This is a genomic window from Roseibium sp. MB-4, assembly GCF_053005265.1.
Genome location: NZ_JBRKQB010000003.1, coordinates 408,565 through 433,303 on the forward strand (window position 1 = coordinate 408,565; position 24,739 = coordinate 433,303).

Consider the following 24,739-nt stretch of genomic DNA (forward strand, 5'->3'; position numbering starts at 1 on the left):
CGGAGAAATTGCAGAATGCCAACTCCCGCTCAAGAAGCTGATCTCCATGAAGCTCATGCCGTTTGGTATGTCGGTGACGGTGGATGTGCGGTCAGGCCGGCTGTGCTCTCGAAGCCGCAGCCGGGAGAGGTTCTGATCAAAGCATTGAACAGTGCAATCAGCCGGGGAACCGAAGGGCTTGTTCTCCGCGGTGCGGTTCCGGAAACAGAATGGCATCGCATGCGTGCGCCTTTTCAGGAGGGACAGTTTCCCTTCCCGGTGAAATACGGCTACGCAAGCGTGGGAACCGTCATTGACGGAGACGCTGAACTTGCAGGTAAGCTCGTCTTTTCGCTCTTTCCGCATCAAGACCTCTACACTCTCCCGTCGGATGCCTGTGTCCCTGTGCCTGCTCCCATCCCGGCCGAGCGGGCGACGCTTGCGGCCAATTTAGAAACCGCTCTCAATGCTTTATGGGATGGAAAACCATCACCTGGGGATCACATCTGCGTGGTCGGCGGCGGTGTCGTTGGGCTTCTGACAGCTTACGTGTGCAACCGTATCCCCGGATCAACGGTGACTTTGGTGGATATCAATCCGGGTCGCGCTGAGATCGCATCCGGCCTTGGTTTTCGTTTCAGCCTTCCAGGGGACGCGCCGCGGGACCAGGACCTCGTGTTCCACACAAGTGCGAGCGCAGCCGGGCTGAAAACGGCGCTTTCTAGCGCCGGTGACGGCGCCTCAGTCATTGAAATGAGCTGGTACGGCGATCAGACCGTCGGGGTGCCGCTCGGAGCTGATTTTCATAGCCGCCGGATCAAATTGATCTCAAGCCAAGTGGGCACTATTCCGGCCGAACGGCAGGCGCGCTGGACTTACCGGCGGCGAATGGAATTGGCGCTTTCCCTACTGGACGATCCACGTCTGGATCTTCTGATCAGCCACAAAATCCCATTTGAAGACGCGGCAGTGCGCGTTCCCGAAATATTGAACAAGGCATCAGATGTCTTGGCTGCGGTCATCGTTTATGACCAAGCCGGCGAGGCATGATGCCAGCTTGGCAGAAAACTCAGGAACTTAGGAATACAATATGTTTGCTGTAGAAGTTCGCGATCACGTGATGATTGCCCACTCCTTCAAAGGGGAACTATTTGGTCCGGCACAGGCGCTGCACGGAGCGACATTTGTCATAGACGCGGCCTTTTTGTCAGAAGAACTCGATGAAAACGGTGTTGTGATCGATATCGGCCGGGCGCATGAAGCGCTCAAGGAAGTGCTGGCGCCGCTCAACTACAAGAACCTTGATGAGGTGCCCGAGTTTGCCGGGATCAATACGACCACGGAATTCCTGACCAAACACATCCATGATCACCTGGCCGAGGCAGCGCGGCAGGACCGGCTCGGCCGCAAGGGCGGCGAGCTTGCGTCCATCCGGGTGACGATCTCTGAATCTCATGTTGCCCGTGCATGGTACGAGGCAAAGATCTGATATGCCGGACAAATGGCTAGTGTTTGCCTATCCCGGTGATCTTCAAACGCTCACGGGCGGATACGGGTATGACCGGCGCGTAATCGCCGGTCTTGCTGCCAACGGCTGGGATGTAAGGCCGCTGTCGTTTGGACCGGGGTTTCCTTTCCCATCAGGAAATACTCTCCAGGCCGTTGGCGCATCTCTTTCTGCTCTCCCGGACGATACTGTGGTCATTATCGATGGCCTGGCCTACGGCGTTATGGATCAGGCCGCTGAAAAGCACGGCAAGAGACTGAGGCTGATCGCCCTTGTTCACCACCCGCTCTGCCGGGAAAATGGCTTGCCTAGCGACGTCGCCGCGCGGCTGCAAGCTAGCGAAAGCGCAGCTCTCAGTCATGCCCGTCATGTGATCGTGACAAGTCCGGCGACGGCGGTTCAAATCGAGGACCTGTTCGGGATCTCAAAGGATGCGATCAGTACTGCTCTTCCGGGCACGGAGCTTCCCACTCAGAGGAGCAAAGCGTCAGCAGGTGCAACGCGGCTCTTGTCCATCGGAACCGTGACACAAAGGAAAGGCTACGATCTTCTTTTTGGGGCGCTAAGCCAATTGAAAGAGATGGATTGGCATCTCGATGTCGTTGGCGGCCTGGAGGCGGATCCGGGCTGTGTCGCGGCCTTAAAGGAACAGATTAAAAGTCTGGAGCTGACCGGCTGCGTCACGTTCCATGGGGCGGTACCGCAGGAAAAGCTGAGCGATTATTATTGCTCGGCGGACGTTTTCGTTCTGGCGAGCCGTTATGAGGGGTACGGCATGGCCTATGCGGAAGCGCTGGCGCATGGTTTGCCGGTGATCGGCAGCGGTGCTGGAGCGGTTAAGGACACCCTCTCGGTCGGGGGGGCGATCTATTGCGGCGTGGAAGATGTGCAGGCTTTAACCGCTGCCCTTACCACTATTATGTCTAATGCCGAGGCTAGGGAACGCCTTGCCACAGAGGCCCGGCAGGCCGCTCATTCCTTGCCAAGCTGGGAGGACGCGGTGAGGGTTTTCGAGACAGTGATTGAGAAGGTGGCGCAGTGAGCGGATTTTCAGCAACTTGGTTGGCCTTGCGCGAGCCTCTGGACCTTGCGGCCCGCAATAATGATGTCGAAGCTGCGTTTTTCGGAGCCTTGTCGGCTGCCCCCCCCAAAATCCTGGACCTTGCAAGCGGTGCAGGTTCGACCGTTGCTGCTTTGGCAGGTGCAAAACCGGACATTCATTGGTTTTTGTCCGACTACGATGCCGATCTTCTGTCGGTGGCGGCTAGCCGTGACTACGCGACAAAACCTGGGTCGCTTCAAACTCGGGAAATCGATCTAGCGGCCAACCTTAAGGAACTCCCGTTTGACGCGGTCGATGCGATCACGACATCTGCATTCCTTGACTTGGTCTCGGAAAAATTTCTGACGCAACTTGTCGAAGCAATCGTCTCATCCAGAAAGCCGTTTTTGGCCTGTCTGACCTATGATGGCCGGACTGGTTTCAGCCCTGCTGAACCGCTCGATCAGGATCTCTGTGATGCGATGAACCGCGACCAGAAGACTGACAAGGGATTTGGTCCGGCGCTTGGCCCCAAAGCTGCCGAACAGGCAATTACGCTCTTTGAAGCCAGGGGATACAGGGTGGTCAGCGGTACATCCGATTGGATGATTGGCCCACAGCATGCGGACTTTCTAGCTGAATTCCTGCCCGGCTGGGTCGGGATTGGCGTGAAACAGGGCGTTGGGAAATCCAAGGCTGATGATTGGCTGGAAAGCCGCCGCTCGCAGATCGCGGACGGCGCGTTCAACATGACAGTCGGCCATCTCGATTTTGCCGCGCTGCCTGCCTGAGGCCGTTACGCAAACCTTGGGTCCTGACCCTAGTTCGGAGCAGCACCGCAGACCGCAGGCGAGTCATCAGAGGTGGTCAAAAACGGCTTTAGAACCGTCATCTGCGGAGTGTCGATGCGGCCTTGTGGCTGGAGTGACAAGGCGTAGTCTCCCCACCAGTCACCGGCGGCCCAGGCTGTCCAGCCGATCCAGACGTCGCTCTCGCCGTTGATGTACGCGGCCACTTTTGCAAGGCCATCCAGGCAATCGGGTGACCCGGTCCCGCCGAACTCGCCGAGATGCGCCTGAAATCCGGACTGCCGCATCCATATCGTCACCGCTTCAAGGGCCTTGAGGGCATCTTTGGTTCGCGGACAGGTGGCATTCCTGCCAGAAAAATCCGCGTCCAGATACTGATGAATGTCGAAGGCGAAGTTGTTTGCCGGGTCTGCGATGCCCTTGAAGACGTCAGCATTGGATCCTCCGGGCATATCATCGAACCAATGAGAGGCCCCGGTCCAAATGGTGCCGGGAACAAGGACGAGGTTGTCCGCACCAACGCCCCGGATCGCTAGGATTGCGGCTTGGGCGGCCTTGAACCACCTGGTTGCGATGACACCCTCCGGCTCATTCATCAAAAGATAGAGGACACGCGGGTCACCGGAAAATTCCGAGCCGAGTTTGCGCCAAAAGTCTGCGAAGGCCTCCACCGTCACTGGTTCCTGACCGATTTTCACATCGCGGTATTCAGCAAAATTGTGCGGATCCAAAATGATTGTTAGGTCGTGTTGTTTGGCGTTGGCTACCGTCTTCTTGAGGCGGGCGAGCTCGGCGTGATCCAGTGCCGCATTTAGCTCCGGCTGGAGACGTTCCCAGCGGAACGGAAGACGGATTGCGGTCATTTTCCGGGAGGCCGCCCACGCTAGTGTTGCATCTGAAGGATAGATGTAGCTTTGCCCATAGGGCCCTTCATAGCCGCCGAACTCGGCACCGGCGATATTGACACCGCGCAGGCAGGTCCGTTCTTGAGCGTTTGCTGCCGTGAAAGCGCCGGTCAATATCAAAAGCAGGATCGAGGCAGTGGCCAGGGCGGCATTGAGCGTGTTCATCAAACATCTGCCGATCGCGTGATCTAATGTAAGGCTATTGATGCGCAACTAAAGCGCGATAATTGGTTCGCCTGCAAGAAAAACCTGTTGTTTGCGGCTTGCTGGTTGTCCTGGAAATCTCGGCAGTGGAATCACATGTTCAGAAACTTGTCGGTCCAGTCGAGCACGTCGTTGACCGTAGCTGCAGTATTCGTTGACGGCAGTTCGGGCCGGTCCACTACTATGACCGGGAGCTGCATCTGCCGCGCGGCCTCGATTTTTGCATAGGCTCGCGTTCCGCCGCTGTTCTTGGTCACCACGTGGGTAATGCCTTTTTCTTGGAACAGCTCGACTTCTTCTTCAGCCGATTGGGGCGGACGCGAGAGCACGAGCGACCAGTGGTCCGGTAAGGGAGCGGGAGGTGGTTCGATCATCCGGGCGGTGCCGATGATATCGCCGCGCCGGTAAAACGTTGCGATTTCCTTGCGCCCGGCGGCCAGAAAAGCGTGGGCCCCATCGGGTATCGCATCGGCGGCGTCATCCATGGAGGCAACCGGATGCCAAAGATCATTCGGCGCCTGCTGCCAGGCAGGTCGCTCGAGCCGGAGGATCGCAACGTCCTCGCGCTCTGCCGCATGGAAGGCGTTCCGGCTCATTTGAGCTGCAAACGGATGTGTTGCATCGATGATGAGCGAAACCTTCTCGGTCTGAAGGTACTGGCAAAGCCCCTCAATGCCGCCAAACCCGCCAATGCGCGTCAGAACACCAAGGTCTGGCAGATCTTTCACGGCGCCCGCGAAGGACGCTGTTAGGCGAACAGTCGGAAACCTTTCCAAGATTTTTTTTGCAAGCACGCGGGCCTCAAAGGTCCCGGCCAGCAGCAGGATGTGAGGTTGATCAGCCGTCAAATCCACACTCCCCGATAATGTGCCCTTGACGGTCGACGACCAGCACTTCCACGTCGACAGGCGCATCCCGCAGAACTGTTCGAACCGCTGTTTTTGCACGCTTTGCAAGAGGCGCGCTCAGATTGATCCCCTCTGCCACCGCCATATCGAGTACTTCCTTCGCCGTATTCGATGTTCCAGCACGGGCGATGAGGCTGGTTGGGGCGTCGGCCTCACGAAGCAAGTCCTGAAGGAACTCAAAACTGACCGAGCTCCGCGCCGAGTGCAGGTCGAGCGCGCCTTGGGCAAGCTTGGTGAACTTGGCAAAGCCCCCGGCCATGGTGATTTTCGGGATCGGGTGACTGCGCAGGTATTTCAGGAGCCCGCCGGCAAAATCTCCCATGTCGAGATAGGCGCTTTCGTCGAGGCTATAACGAGACTGCACGGCCTTTTCCGACATGGCCCCCGTTGCGCCCACAACATGCTCAAGCCCGGTTGCGCGGGCGACGTCAATACCGCGGTGAATGGACGCAATCCACGCAGCACAAGAAAACGGACGCACAATCCCGGTTGTTCCAAGGACCGACAACCCGCCAATGATGCCAAGCCGCGGGTTCATGGTCTTCAGTGCCAATTCCTCACCGCCGGCAATCGAGATTTCGATCTCGACATCGCCAGTGCCGCCGTAAAGGCGGGTCACTTCCTCAATGGCAGTTTGCAACATCTGGCGGGGCACCGGATTGATTGCAGGTTCACCCGGCGGGATCGGTAAGCCGGGCCGGGTAACGGTGCCAACCCCGACCCCGGCCTTGAACCGGACACCGCTTCCCTCTGGCAGAAGCCTGACAGTTGACGTGATTTCGGCCCCATGCGTCACATCCGGATCATCGCCCGCGTCTTTTGTAATCGTCGCGGAAGCGCATCCGTCATCTACCGCGTGGCGGGTTAGAACGAAGTCTGTCGTTCTGCCTTGCGGCAGGGTTATCTCGACCGGATCCGGAAAGGTACCCGTCTGCAAAGCCTGGTAGGCAGCCTTCGCCGCCGCCGTGGCACATGCCCCCGTCGTCCAGCCGCGCCGCAATTCTTTGCCGTCAGGTCTGACCATGAAATGTCTATAACCGAGTTTTTCAAGAATGCGCAGATCGAGAGATGAAATGTCGCATTCGGAGAGCTTTATACCGGCGAAGGACTTGGCGCTTTTCTATCCCCGCTGTAAACAAGATTTATGCAGTCTGAACAACACATGACATTGCCTGCACAGTCTCTACCGGAATTCGAAGCCGGATGGGTCTGGCTGGCCGGAGCGGGGCCTGGGGATCCTGGCCTTTTGACGCTGCACGCCGTCAATGGGTTGCGGCAGGCGGATGTGGTTGTTTACGACGCGCTTGTGGATCAGAGCATTCTAGGCTGGGCAAGACCTGGAGCCGTTCTTGACTACGCCGGTAAACGCGGTGGCAAGCCGAGCCCGAAACAGAGGGACATTACTCTGAAGCTCATTGACTATGCGCGGGCCGGCAAACGTGTCTTGCGCCTTAAAGGCGGCGATCCTTTTGTGTTTGGGCGGGGCGGGGAAGAAGCGCTTGGACTGGTCGAGGCCGGGGTTCATTTCCGGATCATACCGGGCATTACTGCCGGAATTGGCGGGCTGGCCTATGCCGGTATCCCGGCGACCCACCGGGATTGCAATCAGGCTGTGACGTTTCTTACCGGACATGATCAGACCGGGCTGACGCCGGATGCGATCAACTGGGACGGTATTGCGCAAGGCTCTCCAGTCATCGTGATGTACATGGCAATGAAACATCTTGAGACAATTGCCGGCAAACTGATTGCGGGTGGACGCTCGGTGGATGAGCCTGTGGGAATCGTGTGTAACGGGTCCTTAGTCGGGCAAGAAGTTCTGGAAACGACACTCGGAAACTGCGCAGAAGAAGCAAAGCGCGCTGGTCTCAGCCCGCCCGCCATTGTCTGTGTTGGTGAAGTTGTCCGTTTACGCGCTGGGCTCGACTGGCTGGGCGCCCTGTCTGGGAAGGTTCTGACACCCGATCCACTCGGGCTGCGCGAGGCGACCCGACAGGCCGATGCAGGTTAATCCAGGCGGATCGAAGGGGCTCTTGATCGCAGCGCCATCCTCCGGCGCTGGCAAGACTACCGTGACGCTAGGCTTGCTGCGGGCTTTCAAGAACGCGGGCCTTTCCGTTGTTTCGGCAAAGTCCGGACCCGATTACATCGATCCCAAGTTCCATGAAGCTGCAAGTGGTGCGCCCTGCATCAACCTTGATGCCTGGGCGATGGACGGAGGAACAATAGGAACGCTGGCCGGTTCCCACGCTGCTGGACACGATCTTCTTATCGCCGAAGGGGCCATGGGTCTGTTTGATGGCGCTGCAAACGGGAAAGGGTCTGCCGCAGATTTGGCAATGTCGCTCCAAATCCCGGTGGTGTTGGTTGTCGATTGTGCGAAACAGGCGCAGTCGGTTGCTGCTCTCGTCAGTGGCTTCAAAGACTTCCGGTCCGATGTGAAAGTGACCAGTGTCATCCTCAATCGGGTCGGCAGCGCCCGCCATGAAGAGATGCTGCGGGCAGCCCTGAGCGGGCTCGATATTGCAGTCCTTGGGGCTATCCCGCGCAAGAGCGATTTGGTTCTGCCGGAACGCCATCTCGGCTTGGTTCAGGCTCAGGAACATCCAGAACTGGACGCTTTTCTGGACGCAGCGGCGCGCATTTGTGAAGATCATCTGGATCTCAATGGAATTCGAACGCTGGCGCAAAGCATTGCCACGCCTGATGATGAAGTGCCCCAACTTCCAACACCTCTTGGACAACGAATCTCGGTTGCCAGGGACATTGCCTTCGCATTCTCGTACGTTCACATGCTCGATCACTGGCAGCGCATGGGAGCGGAGATTTCGTTCTTCTCGCCGCTCGCCAACGAAGTGCCGAGGCCTGATGCCGACGCGATCTATCTGCCGGGCGGATATCCCGAACTTCATGCCGGCAAACTCTCAGAGGCGCAGACCTTCCTTTCCGGAGTACAAGCAGCCGCTGAAAACGGCGCGCTGATCTATGGCGAATGCGGCGGCTATATGATCTTGGGTGACATGCTGGTAGACGCAGATGGTTGCCGGCATAAAATGCTTGGGCTTTTGCCGCTGGAAACGTCGTTCCAAACCCGCAAACGGCACCTCGGCTATCGGATTATCACCCCAAAAACTGGTGCGCCATGGTCAGGTTCGCTGGCAGCACACGAGTTTCACTATGCCAGTGTTGTGAATGAGGGCACCGTCGACCGGCTATTTTCGGCAAGCGACGCTTCCGGGAACAGTCTTCCCGATATGGGGCTGCGCGTAAACAATGTGATAGGGTCGTTTGCGCATGTGATTTCACGCTATCAAACGACTTTTAGCACGCAGAGCTGACAGAAAACGTCTTTCTTTGTGTGATACGGGCTAAGCTGGATATCGACAATCCGCACCACGCCATCAGTTTCCAGCTTCTCGATCTTCTGCGCAAAGCCGTCAGTGTCCCATGTGGTGTCCCGTACGGTGAAGACGATTGGAGCACCGGGCTTGGCAATCCGGGTCAGTGCATCGAGCCCATCTGGTCCAACATGGCCGCTGGTAAACACGCCCGCGCTGACAATGCCATCATAACTGTTGTCGTCGATCTCATGCAGTCGGCTGCACATGTCGGCTTCATTCAATTTCCGATAAGCGCCACTTTTTCGCGATGCAGCCAGCATTTCCGGCGTGAGGTCAATCCCGTCGATGGTGAGCTCATAGTCGAGCTTTAAAAGCTCCAGCCCGACGAGTCCGGTCCCGCAACCTGCATCCAGTACCAATTTGCCGTCACCCAGATGCCGGACCAAAGCCTCAGCAGCGACTTGCGGAGCGACATATCCGATCGCAAGCAGGAGATCCGTATCGTAGGTCTGCACCCAGTTGGCATAAAACTCCCGGATCGCAAGAGGATCGCCGTTCAGCGACAGTGCATGTTCCAGAAGCGGATTTCGTTCAGCCACGCGGCGTCTCCCGTCAGATGTCCTTAAAGAAACCTACGGGATCAGCCAGGTGAAAGGCAAATAGCGAAGCGCTTAGCCTTTGGCCTTTTTCTTCGGTCGTAGGACATGCACGTGATCTGCATCATACAGCGCGCTGGCTCTGAAATCCTGACCGGGCTTCAAGGCGTGACCAATGAAGATCAACGCAGTGCGTGTGATCTTTGCTGCCCGTACCTTTTCCGCAATCGTTGACAACGTCCCGTGAATGAAGGCCTCATCCGGCCATCCGACACGATAAGCAACGATAACCGGGCAATCTGTGCCGTAGTGTGGCGTGAGTTGCCGCTCGACTTCGCGCAGGTTCCGAATCGACAGGTGGATTGCAAGCGTTGCACCGCTTTTTCCAAGCGTGTCGAGATCCTCGTTGTTTGGCATTGCCGAGGATTTCATGGCCGTCCGGGTCACAATCACGGTTTGCGCAACTTCGGGTATGGTGAGTTCGGTTTTCAGCGCTGCGGCGGCCGCGGCAAAGGCCGGGACGCCTGGTGTCACATCATAGTCGATACCGAGTGCTTCCAGGCGGCGCATCTGTTCGGCCGTCGCGCCGTAGATAGATGGATCACCGGAGTGGACACGGGCCACATCCTGGCCGTTCTCGTGGGCGGTCTGGATTTCAGCAATAATCTCGTCGAGGGTCATCGGCGCCGTGTCGATCACCCGCGCGCCTTCCGGCGCTGCAGCGACAATCTGTTCGGGCACCAACGAGCCTGCATAAAGGCAGACCGGGCAGTTCTGAATGAGCCTCAATCCACGAACGGTGATGAGATCCGGATCGCCGGGACCGGCGCCAATGAAGTGAACGGTCATGCGGTTTCTTCCGATTTCTGGTCTTTCGGGGCGTCGATACGTTTTGCGTAGCCGCGCGGTGTATAGACAAACTTCCTGCCGTCTCCGCGTTTGACCGCCTTCGAATTGGACGACCCAACCATGACTGTCGTCAGCATGTCGACATCATCCACCTCAAGTTCGGCCAGTGTCAGCACGCGCAAGGTTTCTTCCGGACGTCCAAGATTGACACCTAGCACAACCGGCGTTTCTGGCGGCCTATGTTTAAGCAGAATGTCCTTGGCAGCGGCCAGCTGTGTCCTACGCCGCTTTGACACTGGATTGTAGAAAGCAATTACAAAGTCCCCTTCAGCCGCTGCGTTGAGACGCTTTTCGATCGCTTCCCATGGGGTGAGCAGATCGGACAGCGAGATCGCGCAGAAGTCATGGCCGAGCGGTGCGCCGATCTGTGCTGAACACGCCTGAAGGGCGGAGATGCCGGGTGCGTTGGTGATGCTGACCCGTTTGGCGGCATCGGACACACCACCGTTATCGGCATCGCGATCCAGAAGTTCGTAAACAAGGGCTCCCATCGCGTAGATACCGGCATCGCCAGACGAAATCAGCGCTACGTTCTTGCCTTTGCCCGCCTCTTCGAGCGCAAACCGCACGCGGTCTTCTTCCGCGCCAAGAGGGAAATTGTGGTGGGTCTTGCCCGTGATGTGAGAGGCGACGATTTCAAGGTAAAGCGAGTATCCCACGACATCGCTTGCTTCGGCGAGAAGACGGGTTGCCTGCGGCGTGCGCCAGTCGTCCTTCCCCGGGCCAATACCGATCACCGACAAGTGGCCGCGGCCACGGCCAACTGTCATTCCGTCAAGCGGTTCCAGCGCACGAGTGATGGCGCATGTGGCGTTTGCGGTCTTTTGTTTTTCGACCACCAATCGGCCTTCGCGGCCAACGGCCGCAAGTGCAGCGCCTTCGGCCACACCATGGCAGCGCACTTCAGAGTAGACGACTTCTGACGGGTTCTTGAGGCGCGGTTTTTCCAACTCCAGCGTTTCAGCCGGGAAGAGACGTAAGGGGGCATCCAGATGGGCGGCCAACGCATTCATGGCAGCTTCGTCGGCCTTCAAATCGATGGTTGCGACACAGGCGACAGCGCCCTTTGCAACGCCTTGAACCGCAAGATGCGTATCAACCAGATCGATCAGTTCTTGCGGATCGCAGCCGCGGGCACAGCCGACGCCAACCACATACCGCTGCGGATGATAGACAAGCCGAGTTGGCGTCCCCTCGACAGGTTCATCGGTTGCTAAAAGCGTCAGTTCGGCATCCTCGGAAATTGTCAGTTTGTCCCGCTTCAACCAGTCTGCGGAGCCCAATACCTGAACCGGCGCACCGGACAGGAGCTCAGCCATGACCGGCTTGGCGTCTTCCGGATTTGCAAGTTTCCAGCCCTTGGGCGGTGCATCCAGCGCGATACCAAGGGCGGTGTCGCCTGCGGTGGTGATCGCCGCATGGCCGCCGAGGCCCTTTGCCAGAAGGCGCGCCAATTCGTTGGCCCCGCGATGACCGCCAAGCAGCGGAACGATGCTGGAGCCATCTTCGGACACGGCTACAACGGGTGGCTCGGTCCGCTTGTCTGACAGGATTGGAGCCAAGGCCCTGATCAGAATGCCGCTGGCGCAAAAGCCTATGATCGGATGCCCGGCCCTGAACAGCATCTGAATGTGTTCAATCGTCTCGTTGAACTGCGTGTCGGCGGTCGGTACACGGCCGGCTAGGCCATGGATGCGCGCCGTTGAAAACCGCTTGGCGATGTCTTCTGCCGTATACAGACCAGCTTGGTTCAGGACGAGAAGGATGGGGGAAGCGTCCACGCTTCGTCTCCCTTGTAGATGAGGATCATGGAAAAATATGGGGCTTTGTCCGTATCAAGATCTTGAAGCCGGTAGACCTTCTGCTCTGGCAGGCTTGCGCGTTCAACGTACCCGGCGTGGTCGATAAGGTTCATGTCGTCAAGAAGTGCTTTCAACCGCGGCAAATGCCGGCCCACCTTCATGATGGCAACGGCCTGGGCTTCTTCGATCTTGGCGCGGATATCGACATCGGGTAGCGGGCCAGGAATGACAGTCAGAACGTCATTGCGGGACGTCAGTGGCCGCATCAGTTGTGCCGCGCAGGCAGTTAACGAGGTGACGCCGGGCACAACTTCACACGGGAAACGTCCGGATAGGCGGTCGAACAGATACATGAAGGACCCGAAGAAAAATGGATCGCCTTCACACAGCACGACCACATCTTCACCGGTTTCCAGAACCTCAGCGATTTCTGCAGCGGCCTTGTCGTAGATCTCTTGGGCAGGAAAGCGGTCGACACGCATTGGCACAACAATCGGGATCTCCCGAGCGCCTTGAGGGATCGTATCAGCTGCGATTGACCGCGCAAAACTCTCGCCGGTATCTGGAGCTGGATAGGCTATCACCCTGGCCGATGAAATCAGCCGATGCGCTTTCAGGGTCATCAGTTCCGGGTCACCCGGTCCAAGACCAATTCCATAGAGCGTGCCGCTCATGACTTCACAAAACTCCACTGGGTAACCGGCATTGCCGGCCGCCATCCGGTTAGCCCGCCAACAGCACTGGCGCGCTGAACGGACAACCGTTTCAAATCGCCGCCATGTTTCTGATAGGCATCGAGGAGAACCGCTTCGCTTTCAAGCGTGACAGCGTTCGCGACCAATGTTCCCCCAGGTTTCAATGCGGATAGGCATGTTTCAACCATGTTGTCAGCAGTCAGGCCACCGCCGATAAAGATCGCATCTGGCTCAGGTAGATCGAGTAAGCCGTCCGGCGCGGCGGCATCAATCAGGTCAAGATGCGGAACGCCAAGGGAACTCGCATTTTCCGCTGCCATCAATCGACGTTCTTTATGAGGTTCCAGGCCAATTGCTTTTGTACGATCTGCTGCTCGCAGCCACTCGATTGCCACTGACCCGCATCCGGAGCCAACATCCCACAACAGCGCGCCGGGATAGGGCTTGAGCGCCGCAAGGGTCACCGCGCGCACTTCCTGCTTGGTCATCTTGCCGTCGTGACGGAAGGCCTCATCCGGTAGACCTGGAACGCGGGAGCGGATGATGGCACCGCGGGCCGCAACAACTTCGATACCAAGGGTGTGAAAATCAGCGGCGTCTTCCGACCATGCATGAGCAACACCCGAGAAAACTTGTTCCTTTTCACCGCCAAGATGTTCAAGGACAGTCATGCGGCTTGCACCACAACCTTCGTCTTGCAGAAGCTTGGCAATTTCGCGCGGCGCATGGCCATTGCTGGTCAGAACCAACAAACGTGCTCCGGGGTAGAGATGACAGCGCAGCCGGTCAACTGGCCGCCCGTGAACCGAAAGGCATTCGCACTCCTGAACCGCCCAGCCCAGACGCGCTGCAGCCAGTTGGAACGCGGAAGGCGCCGGGAAAACGGTCATTTCCGGGGATGGGAAATACCGCGCGAGGCTGGAGCCAATTCCGTACCACTGCGGATCACCGGTCGCGAGCACGGCGACAGAGCGGCCTTTCAGAGCAGCCAAGTCCTCAAAAACCTTGGCAAATGGCGAGGGCCATAGGCGTTTTTCACCAGATATTCCCGGAACCAGATCAAAGTGACGGGCACTACCGTAGACGATTTCCGACCCGTCCAGCGCAGTTTGCGCGGCGGCCGAAAAGGAGCCGTCTTCACCCAGTCCGATCAGGGTCAGCCAGGGGGCGTTCATGTGTCCCCCAGTTTGTAGGGCTGGATGGCGACTTTGGTGGTCAAGTTTGCTGGTTTTCCCCCATCCGACACAACCGGCTGTCGTTTGCCGCGAGACATGTTCGGTTTGCCCGAAGAACTATCGCCGGACGGGGCGTGAGCGCTCGGCTGGGAAAGAAATCCACGGGAACGCAAGGCTTTTGGTTTGCTGACGGATTTCATTGTGGGCTTACGATCATCGATGGTCATGTCACCCCTCTTCCGGCAAACCGGCGGCAAGGGCATTTACGGCAGCGGCTGCCATGGCTGATCCGCCCCGGCGGCCCTTGACGGCAAGATAGGGAACGCCAAACGGATTGCTGGCCAGCGCGTCCTTGGATTCTGCAGCGCCGACAAAGCCGACCGGGAAGCCAAGAATGACCGCAGGTTTCGGTCCGCCCGCAGCAATCATCTCAAGAAGATGAAATACCGCTGTTGGGGCATTTCCAATCGCGACAATTGCCCCGTCCAGCCGATCGCTCCAGAGCTCGACAGCAGCGGCTGACCGGGTCGTTTTGAGCTCAGATGCAAGGCCGCGGACCGAAGGGTCATTCAATGTGCAGATGACTTCGGAGCCTTCCGGGAGGCGGTTCTTGATAATGCCGTGCGCTACCATCTCCACGTCGCAAAACACCGGAGCTCCCTTTGCGAAAGCTGCTTGTGCTGCTTCTAGAACGTCATCCGACCACATCAGATCTTGTGGTAGATCGGTCATGCCGCAGGAATGGATCAACCGGACAGCCGTTGGATGCAAGGCCTCTGGCAAATGCGAAAGGTCTGCTTCTTGCCGCACGATGGAAAAGGATTGGCGGTAGATTGCCGCCGGATCCGTCTCATATACGTATTGCGGCGTGTCATCGGCTGGCAAAAGCGTCACTCAGGTGTCCGTGTTATTGGGTTGCGCGGTAAGTGTCAGGCTAAATACGGGTGCCGCTAAAACAGCAATTCGTTGGAGCTCGTTTTGGATTATGACGCTGGATTTTCCGCAGTCTCACCGGGCTCAGCATCTGCTTCGTCGCTGTCGGCTGCACTGTCCTCGTCTTTCCGGCTCGCCCAAGCAACGACACCGGCAATGAGAGCCGCACCTGCAAGCGCAGCGGCACCAGCCCAATGTGCGTGCCCGGCAAGTTCGCCCAAGTGGCCTGCGTGCGCAAATGCGGCTGAAGGTGCTGAAAACGCGAACACGGCAGACAGGATTATCCTGTGGGTCATGGTCTCTTCCAATCATAGTGCCGTTTAGGCAAACAAGAATGCGGCTGTCCGGAAAGGAAGAAAGACACGCCGACTCGGCTGCAGCTTCGACTGCATGCGGGGCGATTTGCCTTCAACAGCGCCGGCATTGGCCCCCGGTATGGGTCAGCCGCATCCAGAATCTCTCTCAGTCCCTATTAGGACGCCGTCAGATCGGCGCACAGTACGGGAGGGCCATGTGGGGATCAAGCACCAATCCGACATGATATTGGCGGGCACCGCCACAGCGTTCCAATGCGAAGAGAAGGGGTGGGTAAGCGGTTGCGTCAAACAGCCAATTTACAACGCCTGTTAAAGGCGGTAGGGGTTTTTACGTAGCCTGTGGAGGGGCTCAGGCCGGCGTCTTGCCGGTACTTCCAGCGCTCCGATGCGTTTGGAAACGGCGGGTGGCTGATTTGGTCATCCGCCACTCCTAAGTCCTCAAACCTTTTCCTTATCTGCGGCGGGCGACGAGCAGAGTGATGTCGTCAAACACCGCTGCCGACCCGATATGCGATCTAAGATCGGCAATCATCGCCTCCAACATCCGTGCGGCGTCCTTGTGGCCATGGTCCTTGGTGCTCGCGATCAACCGATCCAATCCGTACATCTCGCCCTTGGTGTTTTCCGCCTCTGTAACACCGTCCGTATAGAGGACAACCGTGTCTCCGTTCTCAAAGGGCATGGGCAGCGGGCGCACGAATTCCGAGATGTTGTCTTCCAATCCAACCGGAAAACCAAGATCCAGTGTGTCGACCGTCTCCACAGCACCTGAGCGCCGCAGCAGTATCAACTCTTCATGCTGGCCAGTCAGCGTCAGTTTGTCGTGCTCAATATCCAGGAAACACAAGGTCAGGTGCTTGTCGGTCTTTGTGCGTTTGATGTTGCGGCAGATCGCATTGTTGAGCGCAACAAGAAACTGTTTTGGGTCGCTCGGGCCCTGTTCTTGAAGGGCGACGGCCACCGACTGCACCATCAGCATGAGGACGCCGCTTTCAAGACCATGCCCGGTGACATCGCCGATGCCGATTTTGACGCGGTCCCCAAGTTGCAGAACGTCATAGTAGTCTCCGCCAACTTCATCGGCGGGTTCCATGAAGGCGGCGACTTCCAGCTGATCAATCTCACCCAATTCGTTTTGCGTGGGTAGGACCATCATCTGGATCTGCCGCGCAACTTCGATTTCGGCTCCGAGACGGACATTTTCAGAAGCCAGCTGTTCGTTCAGGTGGCTGATTTCAGAGTTCGCCGCTTCCAGGTCGCCGTTCATCTTGTGGAAACGATACGCCTGACGCCATTGCAAACCGGAAAATGCAATCCCGAAAGCACCAGCGCCTGCGAAATAGGTCAGTAAATACTTGAAGGACCAAAGATTTTCCGCGATGGGCTGGTCAATTGTGATGGCTTGGATGCCGCGGATATCGCCGACCACCCAGTCCGTTTTTGGGCTCTCAGGATGCGTATTGTGGCAAGCGACACATGAAGCTCCCATGTAGACAGGAGAGGCGATTTGAACCTGGCGGTCGAACAAGGACCCCGTGAAGCCGATCTCCAGGTCCTTGGGATCCCGGGTCTCCCGGAAGTCAGCCAAGGCCTTTTTCTCAAAACCGGTGAGTTCGTAAGGCTTGCGTTCTATGAACGGCAGATCGGAGACGAACCGGTATTCAAGCGTACCTTGATCGCCGATGACGTCCCCGAGCTCAATTGACAGCGTTGCTGGAATGGGAATTCCGCCATCCCGTTCGTGGTATTCATGCGTCGGTTGAATGTCACCACTTGCGCTTTGCACGCGCCCGACGACATTGCGGGCGTAGTACGTCCGGATCTCGGTGATTGCCTTGTCGAGATCAATGGCTTGAGAGCGGAGAGACTGGTCGGAAATCGTGCGCAGGTCCATCCAAACGGCGACCGGCAACAAAGCGAGCGCCAGCAGAACAACCACTGCGAAGACAAGCGGGCGGTCCATGAATTTGAGCCAGAAGCGATCCAGTGTTTTCAAACTGTTATGGGTCTGCATTCTGCGTTTACCGCTCTCTGAAGTGCCATCTGAATTTGGCTGTTTTGTACATGTCAGCGCCTCGAAATGAATATAGGGGCGCCCTGGTAAATTCTAAATGACCACTGTTGAAACCGCGGATCCCGGGTAGCATCCGAGATGCTATAGAGACAGACGGTGTCCTTAGCTATTTTGCACAGTCACTTGTTTTCTCAATCTTGAAATGTCAACAAGAACTGTAACAACCTCGATCAAACGGGTGCCGTATCATGCAAGACCATCTCGTGTTCACAGTCATTGCCGAAGACCGTTCTGGGCTTGTCGAGAAGATCGCTGACGTCATCGCAGGCGCAGGCGGGAATTGGATCGAGAGTTCCATGGCCCGACTTGGTGGCGAGTTTGCCGGCATCGTGCGCATCTCTGTTCCTGCCGAAAATGCCAGCCAGTTGACTGCGGCGCTGGAGGCGCTTGGATCAGATGGGATCGATATCACGCTGCGGTCCGGCCAGGGCAGCGACAACGAAGCGCTTGGAGCGTCCGCCCACCTCGATCTGGTGTCGCAGGATCACCCGGGTATATTGCGCGACATCACCCACATTCTGAGCGAGCACAAGGTCAGCATCGAGCACCTGGAAACGTCTGTTGAAGCGGGATCGATGCAGGGCGGTTTTCTGTTCAAGGCCTCGGCGGATTTGAGGCTCCCAACCGGACTGACACCTGCTCAATTGAGCGACGCACTGCAAGCCACAGCGGCGGATCTGATGGCCGACATCAGCCTTGCCGAGTAAGGCGACAGGCTGGCTGTTCCGGCACATCTGATTTTTAGAATTGTCTTTTCTCGGGATCTACCTTAAGCACTCAGCCGTTCTGAAGTTAGGGGCATCAGGATCTTGGGCGAACTCCGGCAAAACATCCGGAAATTGAATGCAGCAGTGTTTGTGCTGCTGCTGCCATTCCTGCTGTCTGCCCTTTTGCCGCAAGGCTTCATGCCATCGCTGCAAAAGGATCAGGGCTTTACGGTCGTCCTGTGTACACCGGACGGCATGAGAACCATCACCCTAGATGCCGACGGTAAAGAACTGCCGTCTGGACCGATGGGTGATGATGAAGGCAAAGCATCAAACCACTGTGTATTTTCCGGTGTTGGAGCGGTGGTCGTGCCGGTCTTGGCATCGGACAGCGCCTTACCGGTCTTCGCTTCGCTGGCAATCCCGTTCTTTGCCGAAGCGCCACGGACAAGCTCGCTGAACCGCAGCCAGAACGGGGCACGCGCTCCGCCTCTTGGGATCTGATCTTTCCGAAATCCATTTTGAAATTGATATGAACCGGACCGCCTCCAACTGTCTTTGAATGGTGGGGCATCCGGTATGGAGATCCCATGAGTGATATCTCACAAGACGTTCGAGGTGCGTCTGCACCGAACGCGTTCTATCGCGCTGCATGGCGCTGGCACTTTTATGCCGGATTGTTTGTTGTGCCCTTCCTTATGGTCCTCGCGGTCACAGGCATGATGATGATGTTCATCAGTTACATAGATGGCCGTGACGGCGAAAAAATTACCGTGTCTGTCCCTCAAGATGGTCAGCCGCTGAGTGTGTACGAACAAGCGAGCCAAGCCCTGAAGCAACAGCCAAACGGGATTGTTGTGGAATGGCTCAAGGGGCGCGCTGACAACAACGTGTCTGTTTTCCGCGTCAAAGTAGACGGTGTTCAGTCAATGGTGGCTGTCGATCCGTATACTGGAGACGTGGTTGAAAGCTGGGAACGGCGAAAAGGCTGGTATGATTTTGCCGACGGCATCCACAGCGATCTCCTGCTTGGAACACCAGGGGACCGCCTTCTGGAGATCGCAGCCGGTTTGTCGATCGTGTTGGTGGTCACGGGTCTTTACCTTTGGTGGCCGCGTGACCGGTCCTTTGTCCAGTCCGTCATTCCAAACCTGAATGCCAGGAGACGCGACTTTTGGAAGGGGCTTCATTCCAGTGTCGGGATCTATGTTTCAGTTATTTTGCTGGCGTTCTTGATCACCGGCATGGCCTGGACCGGTATTTGGGGAAGCAAGATCGTTCAGGCTTGGAACGCGTTTCCTGCGGAAAAATGGAACAATGTTCCCTTGTCCGACAGCACACACGCTGCAATGAACCACGGTCCCGTTGGTGAAGTGCCCTGGGCTCTGGAGCAGACACCAATGCCGGCTTCCGGCTCAGGATCCGGGGCTTCTGGAACGCCCGAGGGCGTTCCTGTGACGATCGACAGCATCGCGGATTTGGCGGCGGCAATCGGCTTCAATGCCCGATACCGTATTTCCTATCCCCAAGGAGACACAGGTGTGTGGACTATCAATCAGGACACAATGAGTTCTGATGCTGAAGATCCCTTCTCAGATCGCACTGTCCACATTGACCAGTATACCGGCAAGATTCTGGCGTCTGTTGGTTTTGCCGACTATTCGCTTGCCGCAAAGGCTATGGCTGTCGGCATCCCACTGCATATGGGGCTGGTTGGGCTCTGGAACCTTGTGCTCAACACACTCGCGTGCCTGTCCGTAATCTTCCTGAGTGTGAGCGGTGTTGTCATGTGGTGGATGCGCCGCCCGAAAGGGGCAGCGCTTCGGATCATTGCGCCGAAGACACCGGAAAACATGCCGCATTGGCGCGGTGCCATGATCTTGATGCTGTTCCTGTCGCTGGCGTTTCCGCTTGCCGGAGTGACTCTTTTGACCGTGCTGGCGCTCGACTACGTGCTGGTCAAACGCATACCGGTTCTCAGAAAGGCCTTTGGCTAACCGATGGACCGGGCTTTCTTCTGAGAGCCCGGTCTGTCTTAATCAGACCGTTTTATGCTGCCACCGACCAATCTGCCGCATCCTGTCGGGCGCCGATGAGAGCAAGGCCGTTGGCCACTGATGTCAGTTCATTGCCGCCTGAAATCCGCTCGGCACCAAAACGGTCTGCGAACATCTTCCGCACCGCAGGCACGAACGACGTGCCGCCGGTCATGAACACCCGGTCAATGTCGTCTTCGCTCAACTTGGCGCGTTCCAGTGTGCTGTCGAGTGCGCGATTCATCTTCAAGAGATCCGGAGCGATCCAGCTCTCAAAGTCCTTCCGCGCAACGCTTGCTTTGAAATCAGGGCCGAGTGGTTTGAAGGTAAGTTCGGCCTCTTCGTTTGCTGAAAGAAGTGCCTTTGTCTCCGAAACCGATTTGTAGAGCGGATAGCCTTGATCTTCCTCGACGAGCTCAATGAACAACTCGATCTGGTCTGGGTCGAGGCACCAGCGGAGCAGCTTTTTCATCTCCTTGAAATCATCGGATGTCTTGAAGATGGACAGCATGTGCCAGCGGGCAAAATTTGAGAAAAGGTTGGGCGGAATGTCCAGTGTCTTGCCCATACTTTTGTATTGAGACCCTTTGCCGAGCTTCGGCAGTACGACGTTATCAATGATCCGGTAGTCAAAGGTGTCTCCCGCGATGCCTATGCCGCCGCGCCCCAGCGGGTGCGCGTGCATATGACCAGCTGAGGTCTCAAACCGCATGAGCGAATAGTCTGTGGTGCCGCCGCCAAGGTCCGCCACCAGGATTGTCATATCCTGCTTGAGGGATTGAGCGTAGGAAAATGCGGCGCCAACAGGTTCCATGACAAAAAGGATGTCGTCGTAGCCGAGTTTGCGGAAAGCTGATCGATACCGCTTCATCGCGAGCTGTTCATCCGGATTGTGGCCGGCAAACTCAACGGGTCGGCCTACCACCAATCGGGTTTGAGACGGATTGATCTGAGGATGGGCGCGCTCAAAAGCGGCCGTCAAGAACGTCGCCATCAGGCTCTCAAAGTCAAACGGGACGCCAAAAATGCCCGTTCCTTTAAAGGCCGTGCTCGCCGCAAAGGTTTTCAGTGACTGAATGAAACGAACATCACCGAAACTTTCGAGGAACTGACGGATTGCCCAGGGGCCGACTTCAGGGTGGGGCGCCTTTGCGGCTCCCTTGTCGAGAAAGCTCAGGACGGATGGCAACGAGGTTACTTCATCCCGGTCGCCGAGAAATGTGACCGCTTCTGCAGCCCCAGACATGGAAGCTGTCATCGCCACGCTGTTCGATGTGCCGAAATCAAGTCCAATGGTTTGCATGAAAACGGTGTCCTTCTGAAATGCATATAATAGACCCATCGCGATAATGGCGATCAGTTGCGCAGTCTTCGTGTCAGTAATGTGGGCCGTGCGGAGTACGCTTGTTTGATGCGAAAGGCAAGCGAGGCGTTAACACCTCGAATGATCGGCTCGCAGTGATAGCCGCCAGGCTCGTCTTTGGTGATCCACCTTAATGGATTCCGATACGACTGGAACTTCAAAGCAAAATTGCAGCGTTACAAAGATAAATAAATTCGAATTTTCGAAATAAAAGGTATTTTAGGCTCAAAACGGTAAGAAGAAAACGCGCCAAAATTTATAGTTAACGGCTCAAAAAATAGTTGTTGTTGAGGCGTGTTTACGAAGTTGTTCAAAATACATCGCATTAATTTAAATTTTTAGCCACTTAAGGTCTTGTTAAGGTTATAAAAGCCCTAACCGCATAGGGACGATGCGGCTCTCATTGGGACTAAGCGAAACCCGGCAGGGGGTAATCGTGTCGAATAACAAAGGAATAAAATGTCTATCGCGTTCAACGAAGCGTATTACCTTGCGAACAATCCGGATGTAGCTGCCGCAATTGATGCGGGCCTGTTCCAGTCCGCAGAAGAACACTTCAATCTGTTCGGTTGGTCAGAAGGGCGTGACCCAAACGAGAATTTCGATACATCGTTCTATCTCTCAGAGAATCCGGATGTGGCGGCCGCTGGTGTCAATCCGCTGGACCATTTTTGGGCTTACGGCGCGGCTGAGGGACGCATCCCGAACCAAACAATTGATACACTCTTGGGCCAACCTGAGATTGGTGGTGGCGACGATACCTTCGATTCTGCGACGTATCTTGCCGCCAATCCAGACGTCCAGGCGGCTGTCGATGCCGGATCGTTCACGGCCTATCAGCATTGGGTGCTTTACGGTCAGTTCGAGAACCGGGATGGCGCACAAACCTTAAGCGGGACGGATCTGTCGTCCATAGTACTGGACACGCCTTTGGGGAGCGATGGCGATCCCGATGATGGCGATACTGGTGGCAGTACCGGCAGTGGCGGCGGCGGAAGCAGCCCGACCGGCAATACGATCATTCTCGAAGCCGGAGCATCTGAAGTGTTGGTCGGCGGCGTGCCGGTGAATGCAACAAACTCCGCAACGGATTTGAGCGACACGATTTACAGCACATTCGACAACGCGGATCTGAGTGTTATCGACGCCGGAGATGGTGAGGATACACTTATCATTACCGGCTTCAACACCTTCATAATCGACGATGTCCGGACGGACGACGCAACTGATGTGTCCGACCAACTTGATATGAGCTTGACCTCCGTTGAAAACATTATCTTTGAGGATGTGATCGGTGAGGTCGACATCGAGGATAAACACAACGGTGAAAACATAAAAGTTCAGGGCGAATCCGGTGCTTTGGAAGCTCTTACGAAAGCCGATGGCCAGACTTTGGTTGTTGAGAACACAAGTGGGAGTTTTTATTCCGAGATTCTTCTGTCAGACCATTCCAACCTGTCTGTAACGCTTGGGGCAAGTGATGATTTCATCATCTACCTCCAGACCGGAGATGCCTACGTTGATGCTGGTGGCGGAGACGACTTGATTGTCGTGAGTGCCGAAGCTGCGGAAACTGCCACGATAATCGGTGGCGATGGCAGCGAGGATGCGTTGATCATTGACGCGGATATCACTGAGGACACGCATTATGTCTTCACTGATGCAAGCGGAATTGAATACCTGGACATTTATGAAGACGATTCGCACACGACGTCGGTCGATCTCTTTGATGGTATCAGGTTTCTCGGCGTGTTTGAGGGAAGTGGACCCCAGGACAGTTGGATATACGGTACCGCAGACCAATGGAACAACATCTTTGAGACCAACTTCGAAGACACTGGTGCAGCGAAAACTCTTGTGCTGACGGCAGAAGGGGACATTGACTTTTCAAGGTACGATGTTGACCTCTCCGGTTTGGGCTTTGGAGGCGCGGGCGGGGTGTTGTTGTCTTCCGGCAACGACTCGCTGATCCTGAGCGCGGAGAATGCCTTCTATGTCGCTGACGATGGCGGCTTGATCGATGGCGGCGACGGTACTGACACACTGATAATGGCGGATGAGCTTGAAGATCCGTTTGATCTGGATGCCGTTCGAAACTTTGAAACCATCCAATTGACGGGTGGTGATCAGGGACTGATCATTTCCGACAATACCACTGCATCTGGCGCAACAACGTTATTTGATGCCACTGGTCTTACCGGTGGATTGTTCTTCTGCGGGTGCGATGAGCTTGATGGAGCTCTTGAAGTGCTTGGCTCGAACTTCGGGGACTTCATCATCCTCGGTGCGGGCGCGGATACCGCCACGCTGGGCAGCGGTGATGATGTGGTGCAGATCGTCGAAGTCGAAAACGGCACGCTTGTCTTCGGAGCAGACACGATCAACGGGTTCACGGTTGGAGTTGATCCAAGTTCCGGCGACGCAATCTCATTCTCTAGAGACGATGTGGACTTTGGTGATACGACAGAGCTCAGCTTCTCGACCATTCACGGCGATGGGGCCAATACCGACATATCTGCATTGATCGATCGTGGCTCCGTGTTCGTTCTGGATGTTGCTGCGGGCGCTGATGTCGATGATGCCGCAGAGCACCATATTGTCAACTTCACTGATACCAGTGGCATAAGCTTCGCGGACGCAATCGGTGCTGGAACTGTTGATGTCAATGATGGTGGAGCCTTGGTCGCTGACACCGCAGTTCTTGTCACGTATTTTGATTCGGATTCTGGTGCCGCGATTATCGGATATGTCGACGACCTGGGTGGCAACAACCTCCTGGACGCCACAGACACCGTCAATACGATTGCAAGTGTCGGTATGACGGCAGCAGATTATGCCAACTTTGCGGTGAACTCGTTGATGTTCGACTAAGCGTAAGATCGTTGCCCGTCGGGTCTCCATAACCTGGCGGGCAATTTTTGGGGAAGTCTTGAACGAATTCTTGGCACCGGACCTGTCTTTGGGCGGTTCATAAGTCATGCCAAATGCCGCCGCCTGTAAGAATCAGCGGTGTTTTCTAAATTCAGTTTTCAGAGGTAATGGCGGACAGAGAGGGATTCGAACCCTCGATACGGTTGCCCGTATACACGCGTTCCAGGCGTGCGCCTTCAGCCACTCGGCCACCTGTCCGTTGCAAGCAGTGTCCCGCTTGAGTGGGCGCAATATACTGATGCGGCGGATGAAGGCAAGCATCTCATGAAGTTTTTTTTATCCAATCGGTTTGAGCTTGGGGATAGCTGAATGGAAAACGGCGAAATGTTTGAATTTATGCCGAAAAATGCGGGTTTGATTATCTGATTTTTGAAGCAATGAAGTCGGAGATTTTCGCTGAAAGCAGGCGCTCCTATGGATGTGAGTTGGCTATTATGATCGAACTCATTTGGTCGATGGAATCTCGGTGGTCCAATAGCCGTGCCCATCATAACGTTAGGGCAGAG

General features: G+C 56.3%; 23 protein-coding genes and 1 tRNA gene. 10 read left to right on the forward strand and 14 right to left on the reverse strand.

Annotated features, from left to right (window positions below; genetic code table 11):
- The first annotated feature begins 15 nt into the window (after positions 1 to 15).
- From ACVDG4_RS18395 to ACVDG4_RS18410, 4 genes are read left to right on the forward strand one after another with little or no spacing between them, the layout of a single operon-like run.
- Positions 16 to 1,029: a zinc-dependent alcohol dehydrogenase gene (locus tag ACVDG4_RS18395; RefSeq protein ID WP_447236170.1), complete on the forward strand. Its 1,014-nt coding sequence runs from the start codon at positions 16 to 18 to the stop codon at positions 1,027 to 1,029.
- A 40-nt stretch (positions 1,030 to 1,069) separates the two neighbouring features.
- A complete protein-coding gene (locus tag ACVDG4_RS18400) occupies positions 1,070 to 1,468 on the forward strand; it encodes a 6-pyruvoyl trahydropterin synthase family protein (protein ID WP_209172292.1) in 399 nt (132 codons plus the stop codon).
- Position 1,469: 1 nt separating this feature from the next.
- A complete protein-coding gene (locus ACVDG4_RS18405) occupies positions 1,470 to 2,528 on the forward strand; it encodes a glycosyltransferase family 4 protein (protein ID WP_428528723.1) in 1,059 nt (352 codons plus the stop codon).
- Entirely contained in the window at positions 2,525 to 3,319 is a 795-nt protein-coding gene (locus ACVDG4_RS18410) for a class I SAM-dependent methyltransferase (protein WP_447236171.1), read from the forward strand. Before ACVDG4_RS18405 ends, ACVDG4_RS18410 begins: the two co-directional genes overlap by 4 nt.
- 29 nt (positions 3,320 to 3,348) lie before the next feature.
- Here the strand turns inward: ACVDG4_RS18410 and ACVDG4_RS18415 are convergent, their stop codons facing one another.
- The 3 genes from ACVDG4_RS18415 to ACVDG4_RS18425 form a co-directional block, all read right to left on the reverse strand.
- Positions 3,349 to 4,407 carry a glycoside hydrolase family 5 protein gene (locus ACVDG4_RS18415; protein WP_447236172.1) on the reverse strand — a complete coding sequence of 353 codons (1,059 nt, stop codon included), beginning with the start codon at positions 4,405 to 4,407 and terminating at the stop codon, positions 3,349 to 3,351.
- 131 nt (positions 4,408 to 4,538) lie between these two features.
- Positions 4,539 to 5,300: a cobalt-precorrin-6A reductase gene (locus ACVDG4_RS18420; protein ID WP_447236173.1), complete on the reverse strand. Its 762-nt coding sequence runs from the start codon at positions 5,298 to 5,300 to the stop codon at positions 4,539 to 4,541.
- Positions 5,284 to 6,378: a cobalt-precorrin-5B (C(1))-methyltransferase gene (locus ACVDG4_RS18425; RefSeq protein ID WP_447236174.1), complete on the reverse strand. Its 1,095-nt coding sequence runs from the start codon at positions 6,376 to 6,378 to the stop codon at positions 5,284 to 5,286. The genes ACVDG4_RS18420 and ACVDG4_RS18425 overlap by 17 nt, the downstream gene beginning before the upstream one ends.
- A 120-nt stretch (positions 6,379 to 6,498) precedes the next feature.
- On the opposite strand from ACVDG4_RS18425, the gene cobA reads away from it, so the two are divergent.
- Both cobA and ACVDG4_RS18435 read left to right on the forward strand, forming a co-directional pair.
- A complete protein-coding gene (cobA, locus tag ACVDG4_RS18430) occupies positions 6,499 to 7,365 on the forward strand; it encodes a uroporphyrinogen-III C-methyltransferase (RefSeq protein WP_447236175.1) in 867 nt (288 codons plus the stop codon).
- The gene (locus tag ACVDG4_RS18435) at positions 7,355 to 8,692 is read left to right on the forward strand and encodes a cobyrinic acid a,c-diamide synthase CobB (protein ID WP_447236176.1); all 1,338 of its coding nucleotides are present in this window, start codon (positions 7,355 to 7,357) and stop codon (positions 8,690 to 8,692) included. Before cobA ends, ACVDG4_RS18435 begins: the two co-directional genes overlap by 11 nt.
- Here the strand turns inward: ACVDG4_RS18435 and ACVDG4_RS18440 are convergent.
- The 9 genes from ACVDG4_RS18440 to ACVDG4_RS18480 form a co-directional block, all read right to left on the reverse strand.
- On the reverse strand, positions 8,665 to 9,294 hold the full coding sequence (locus tag ACVDG4_RS18440; RefSeq protein WP_447236177.1) for a class I SAM-dependent DNA methyltransferase: 630 nt from the start codon (positions 9,292 to 9,294) through the stop codon (positions 8,665 to 8,667). The genes ACVDG4_RS18435 and ACVDG4_RS18440 overlap by 28 nt on opposite strands.
- Positions 9,295 to 9,366: 72 nt before the next feature.
- Entirely contained in the window at positions 9,367 to 10,140 is a 774-nt protein-coding gene (gene cobM, locus ACVDG4_RS18445; protein WP_447236178.1) for a precorrin-4 C(11)-methyltransferase, read from the reverse strand.
- A complete protein-coding gene (gene cobJ, locus ACVDG4_RS18450; RefSeq protein ID WP_447236179.1) occupies positions 10,137 to 11,981 on the reverse strand; it encodes a precorrin-3B C(17)-methyltransferase in 1,845 nt (614 codons plus the stop codon). The genes cobM and cobJ overlap by 4 nt, the downstream gene beginning before the upstream one ends.
- Positions 11,951 to 12,676: a precorrin-2 C(20)-methyltransferase gene (gene cobI, locus ACVDG4_RS18455; protein WP_447236180.1), complete on the reverse strand. Its 726-nt coding sequence runs from the start codon at positions 12,674 to 12,676 to the stop codon at positions 11,951 to 11,953. Before cobI ends, cobJ begins: the two co-directional genes overlap by 31 nt.
- Positions 12,673 to 13,872 (reverse strand): precorrin-6y C5,15-methyltransferase (decarboxylating) subunit CbiE, encoded by a 1,200-nt coding sequence (gene cbiE / locus ACVDG4_RS18460; RefSeq protein ID WP_447236181.1) that lies wholly within the window; start codon positions 13,870 to 13,872, stop codon positions 12,673 to 12,675. The genes cobI and cbiE overlap by 4 nt, the downstream gene beginning before the upstream one ends.
- Positions 13,869 to 14,099: a hypothetical protein gene (locus ACVDG4_RS18465; RefSeq protein WP_306148180.1), complete on the reverse strand. Its 231-nt coding sequence runs from the start codon at positions 14,097 to 14,099 to the stop codon at positions 13,869 to 13,871. Before ACVDG4_RS18465 ends, cbiE begins: the two co-directional genes overlap by 4 nt.
- A gap of 1 nt (position 14,100) precedes the next feature.
- Positions 14,101 to 14,766, reverse strand: a complete 666-nt coding sequence (locus ACVDG4_RS18470) for a precorrin-8X methylmutase (protein WP_447236182.1) — start codon at positions 14,764 to 14,766, stop codon at positions 14,101 to 14,103.
- 89 nt (positions 14,767 to 14,855) lie between these two features.
- Positions 14,856 to 15,101: a DUF6732 family protein gene (locus tag ACVDG4_RS18475; RefSeq protein ID WP_447236183.1), complete on the reverse strand. Its 246-nt coding sequence runs from the start codon at positions 15,099 to 15,101 to the stop codon at positions 14,856 to 14,858.
- A gap of 472 nt (positions 15,102 to 15,573) precedes the next feature.
- A complete protein-coding gene (locus ACVDG4_RS18480; protein WP_447236184.1) occupies positions 15,574 to 17,136 on the reverse strand; it encodes a SpoIIE family protein phosphatase in 1,563 nt (520 codons plus the stop codon).
- Between the two features lie 248 nt (positions 17,137 to 17,384).
- Here ACVDG4_RS18480 and ACVDG4_RS18485 point away from each other — a divergent pair, with 248 nt between their 5' ends.
- From ACVDG4_RS18485 to ACVDG4_RS18495, 3 genes are all read left to right on the forward strand, one after another.
- Positions 17,385 to 17,903 carry a glycine cleavage system transcriptional repressor gene (locus ACVDG4_RS18485; RefSeq protein ID WP_209179072.1) on the forward strand — a complete coding sequence of 173 codons (519 nt, stop codon included), beginning with the start codon at positions 17,385 to 17,387 and terminating at the stop codon, positions 17,901 to 17,903.
- Between the two features lie 102 nt (positions 17,904 to 18,005).
- A complete protein-coding gene (locus ACVDG4_RS18490; RefSeq protein ID WP_428528692.1) occupies positions 18,006 to 18,407 on the forward strand; it encodes a DUF2946 family protein in 402 nt (133 codons plus the stop codon).
- Between the two features lie 86 nt (positions 18,408 to 18,493).
- A complete protein-coding gene (locus tag ACVDG4_RS18495) occupies positions 18,494 to 19,900 on the forward strand; it encodes a PepSY-associated TM helix domain-containing protein (protein ID WP_447236185.1) in 1,407 nt (468 codons plus the stop codon).
- Between the two features lie 52 nt (positions 19,901 to 19,952).
- Here the strand turns inward: ACVDG4_RS18495 and ACVDG4_RS18500 are convergent, their stop codons facing one another.
- Positions 19,953 to 21,242 (reverse strand): Hsp70 family protein, encoded by a 1,290-nt coding sequence (locus ACVDG4_RS18500; protein WP_447236186.1) that lies wholly within the window; start codon positions 21,240 to 21,242, stop codon positions 19,953 to 19,955.
- 519 nt (positions 21,243 to 21,761) lie between these two features.
- On the opposite strand from ACVDG4_RS18500, the gene ACVDG4_RS18505 reads away from it, so the two are divergent.
- Entirely contained in the window at positions 21,762 to 24,173 is a 2,412-nt protein-coding gene (locus ACVDG4_RS18505) for a hypothetical protein (protein WP_447236187.1), read from the forward strand.
- Positions 24,174 to 24,341: 168 nt separating this feature from the next.
- Here ACVDG4_RS18505 and ACVDG4_RS18510 read toward each other — a convergent pair.
- A tRNA-Ser gene (locus ACVDG4_RS18510) sits at positions 24,342 to 24,431 on the reverse strand.
- Between the last annotated feature and the right edge of the window lie 308 nt (positions 24,432 to 24,739).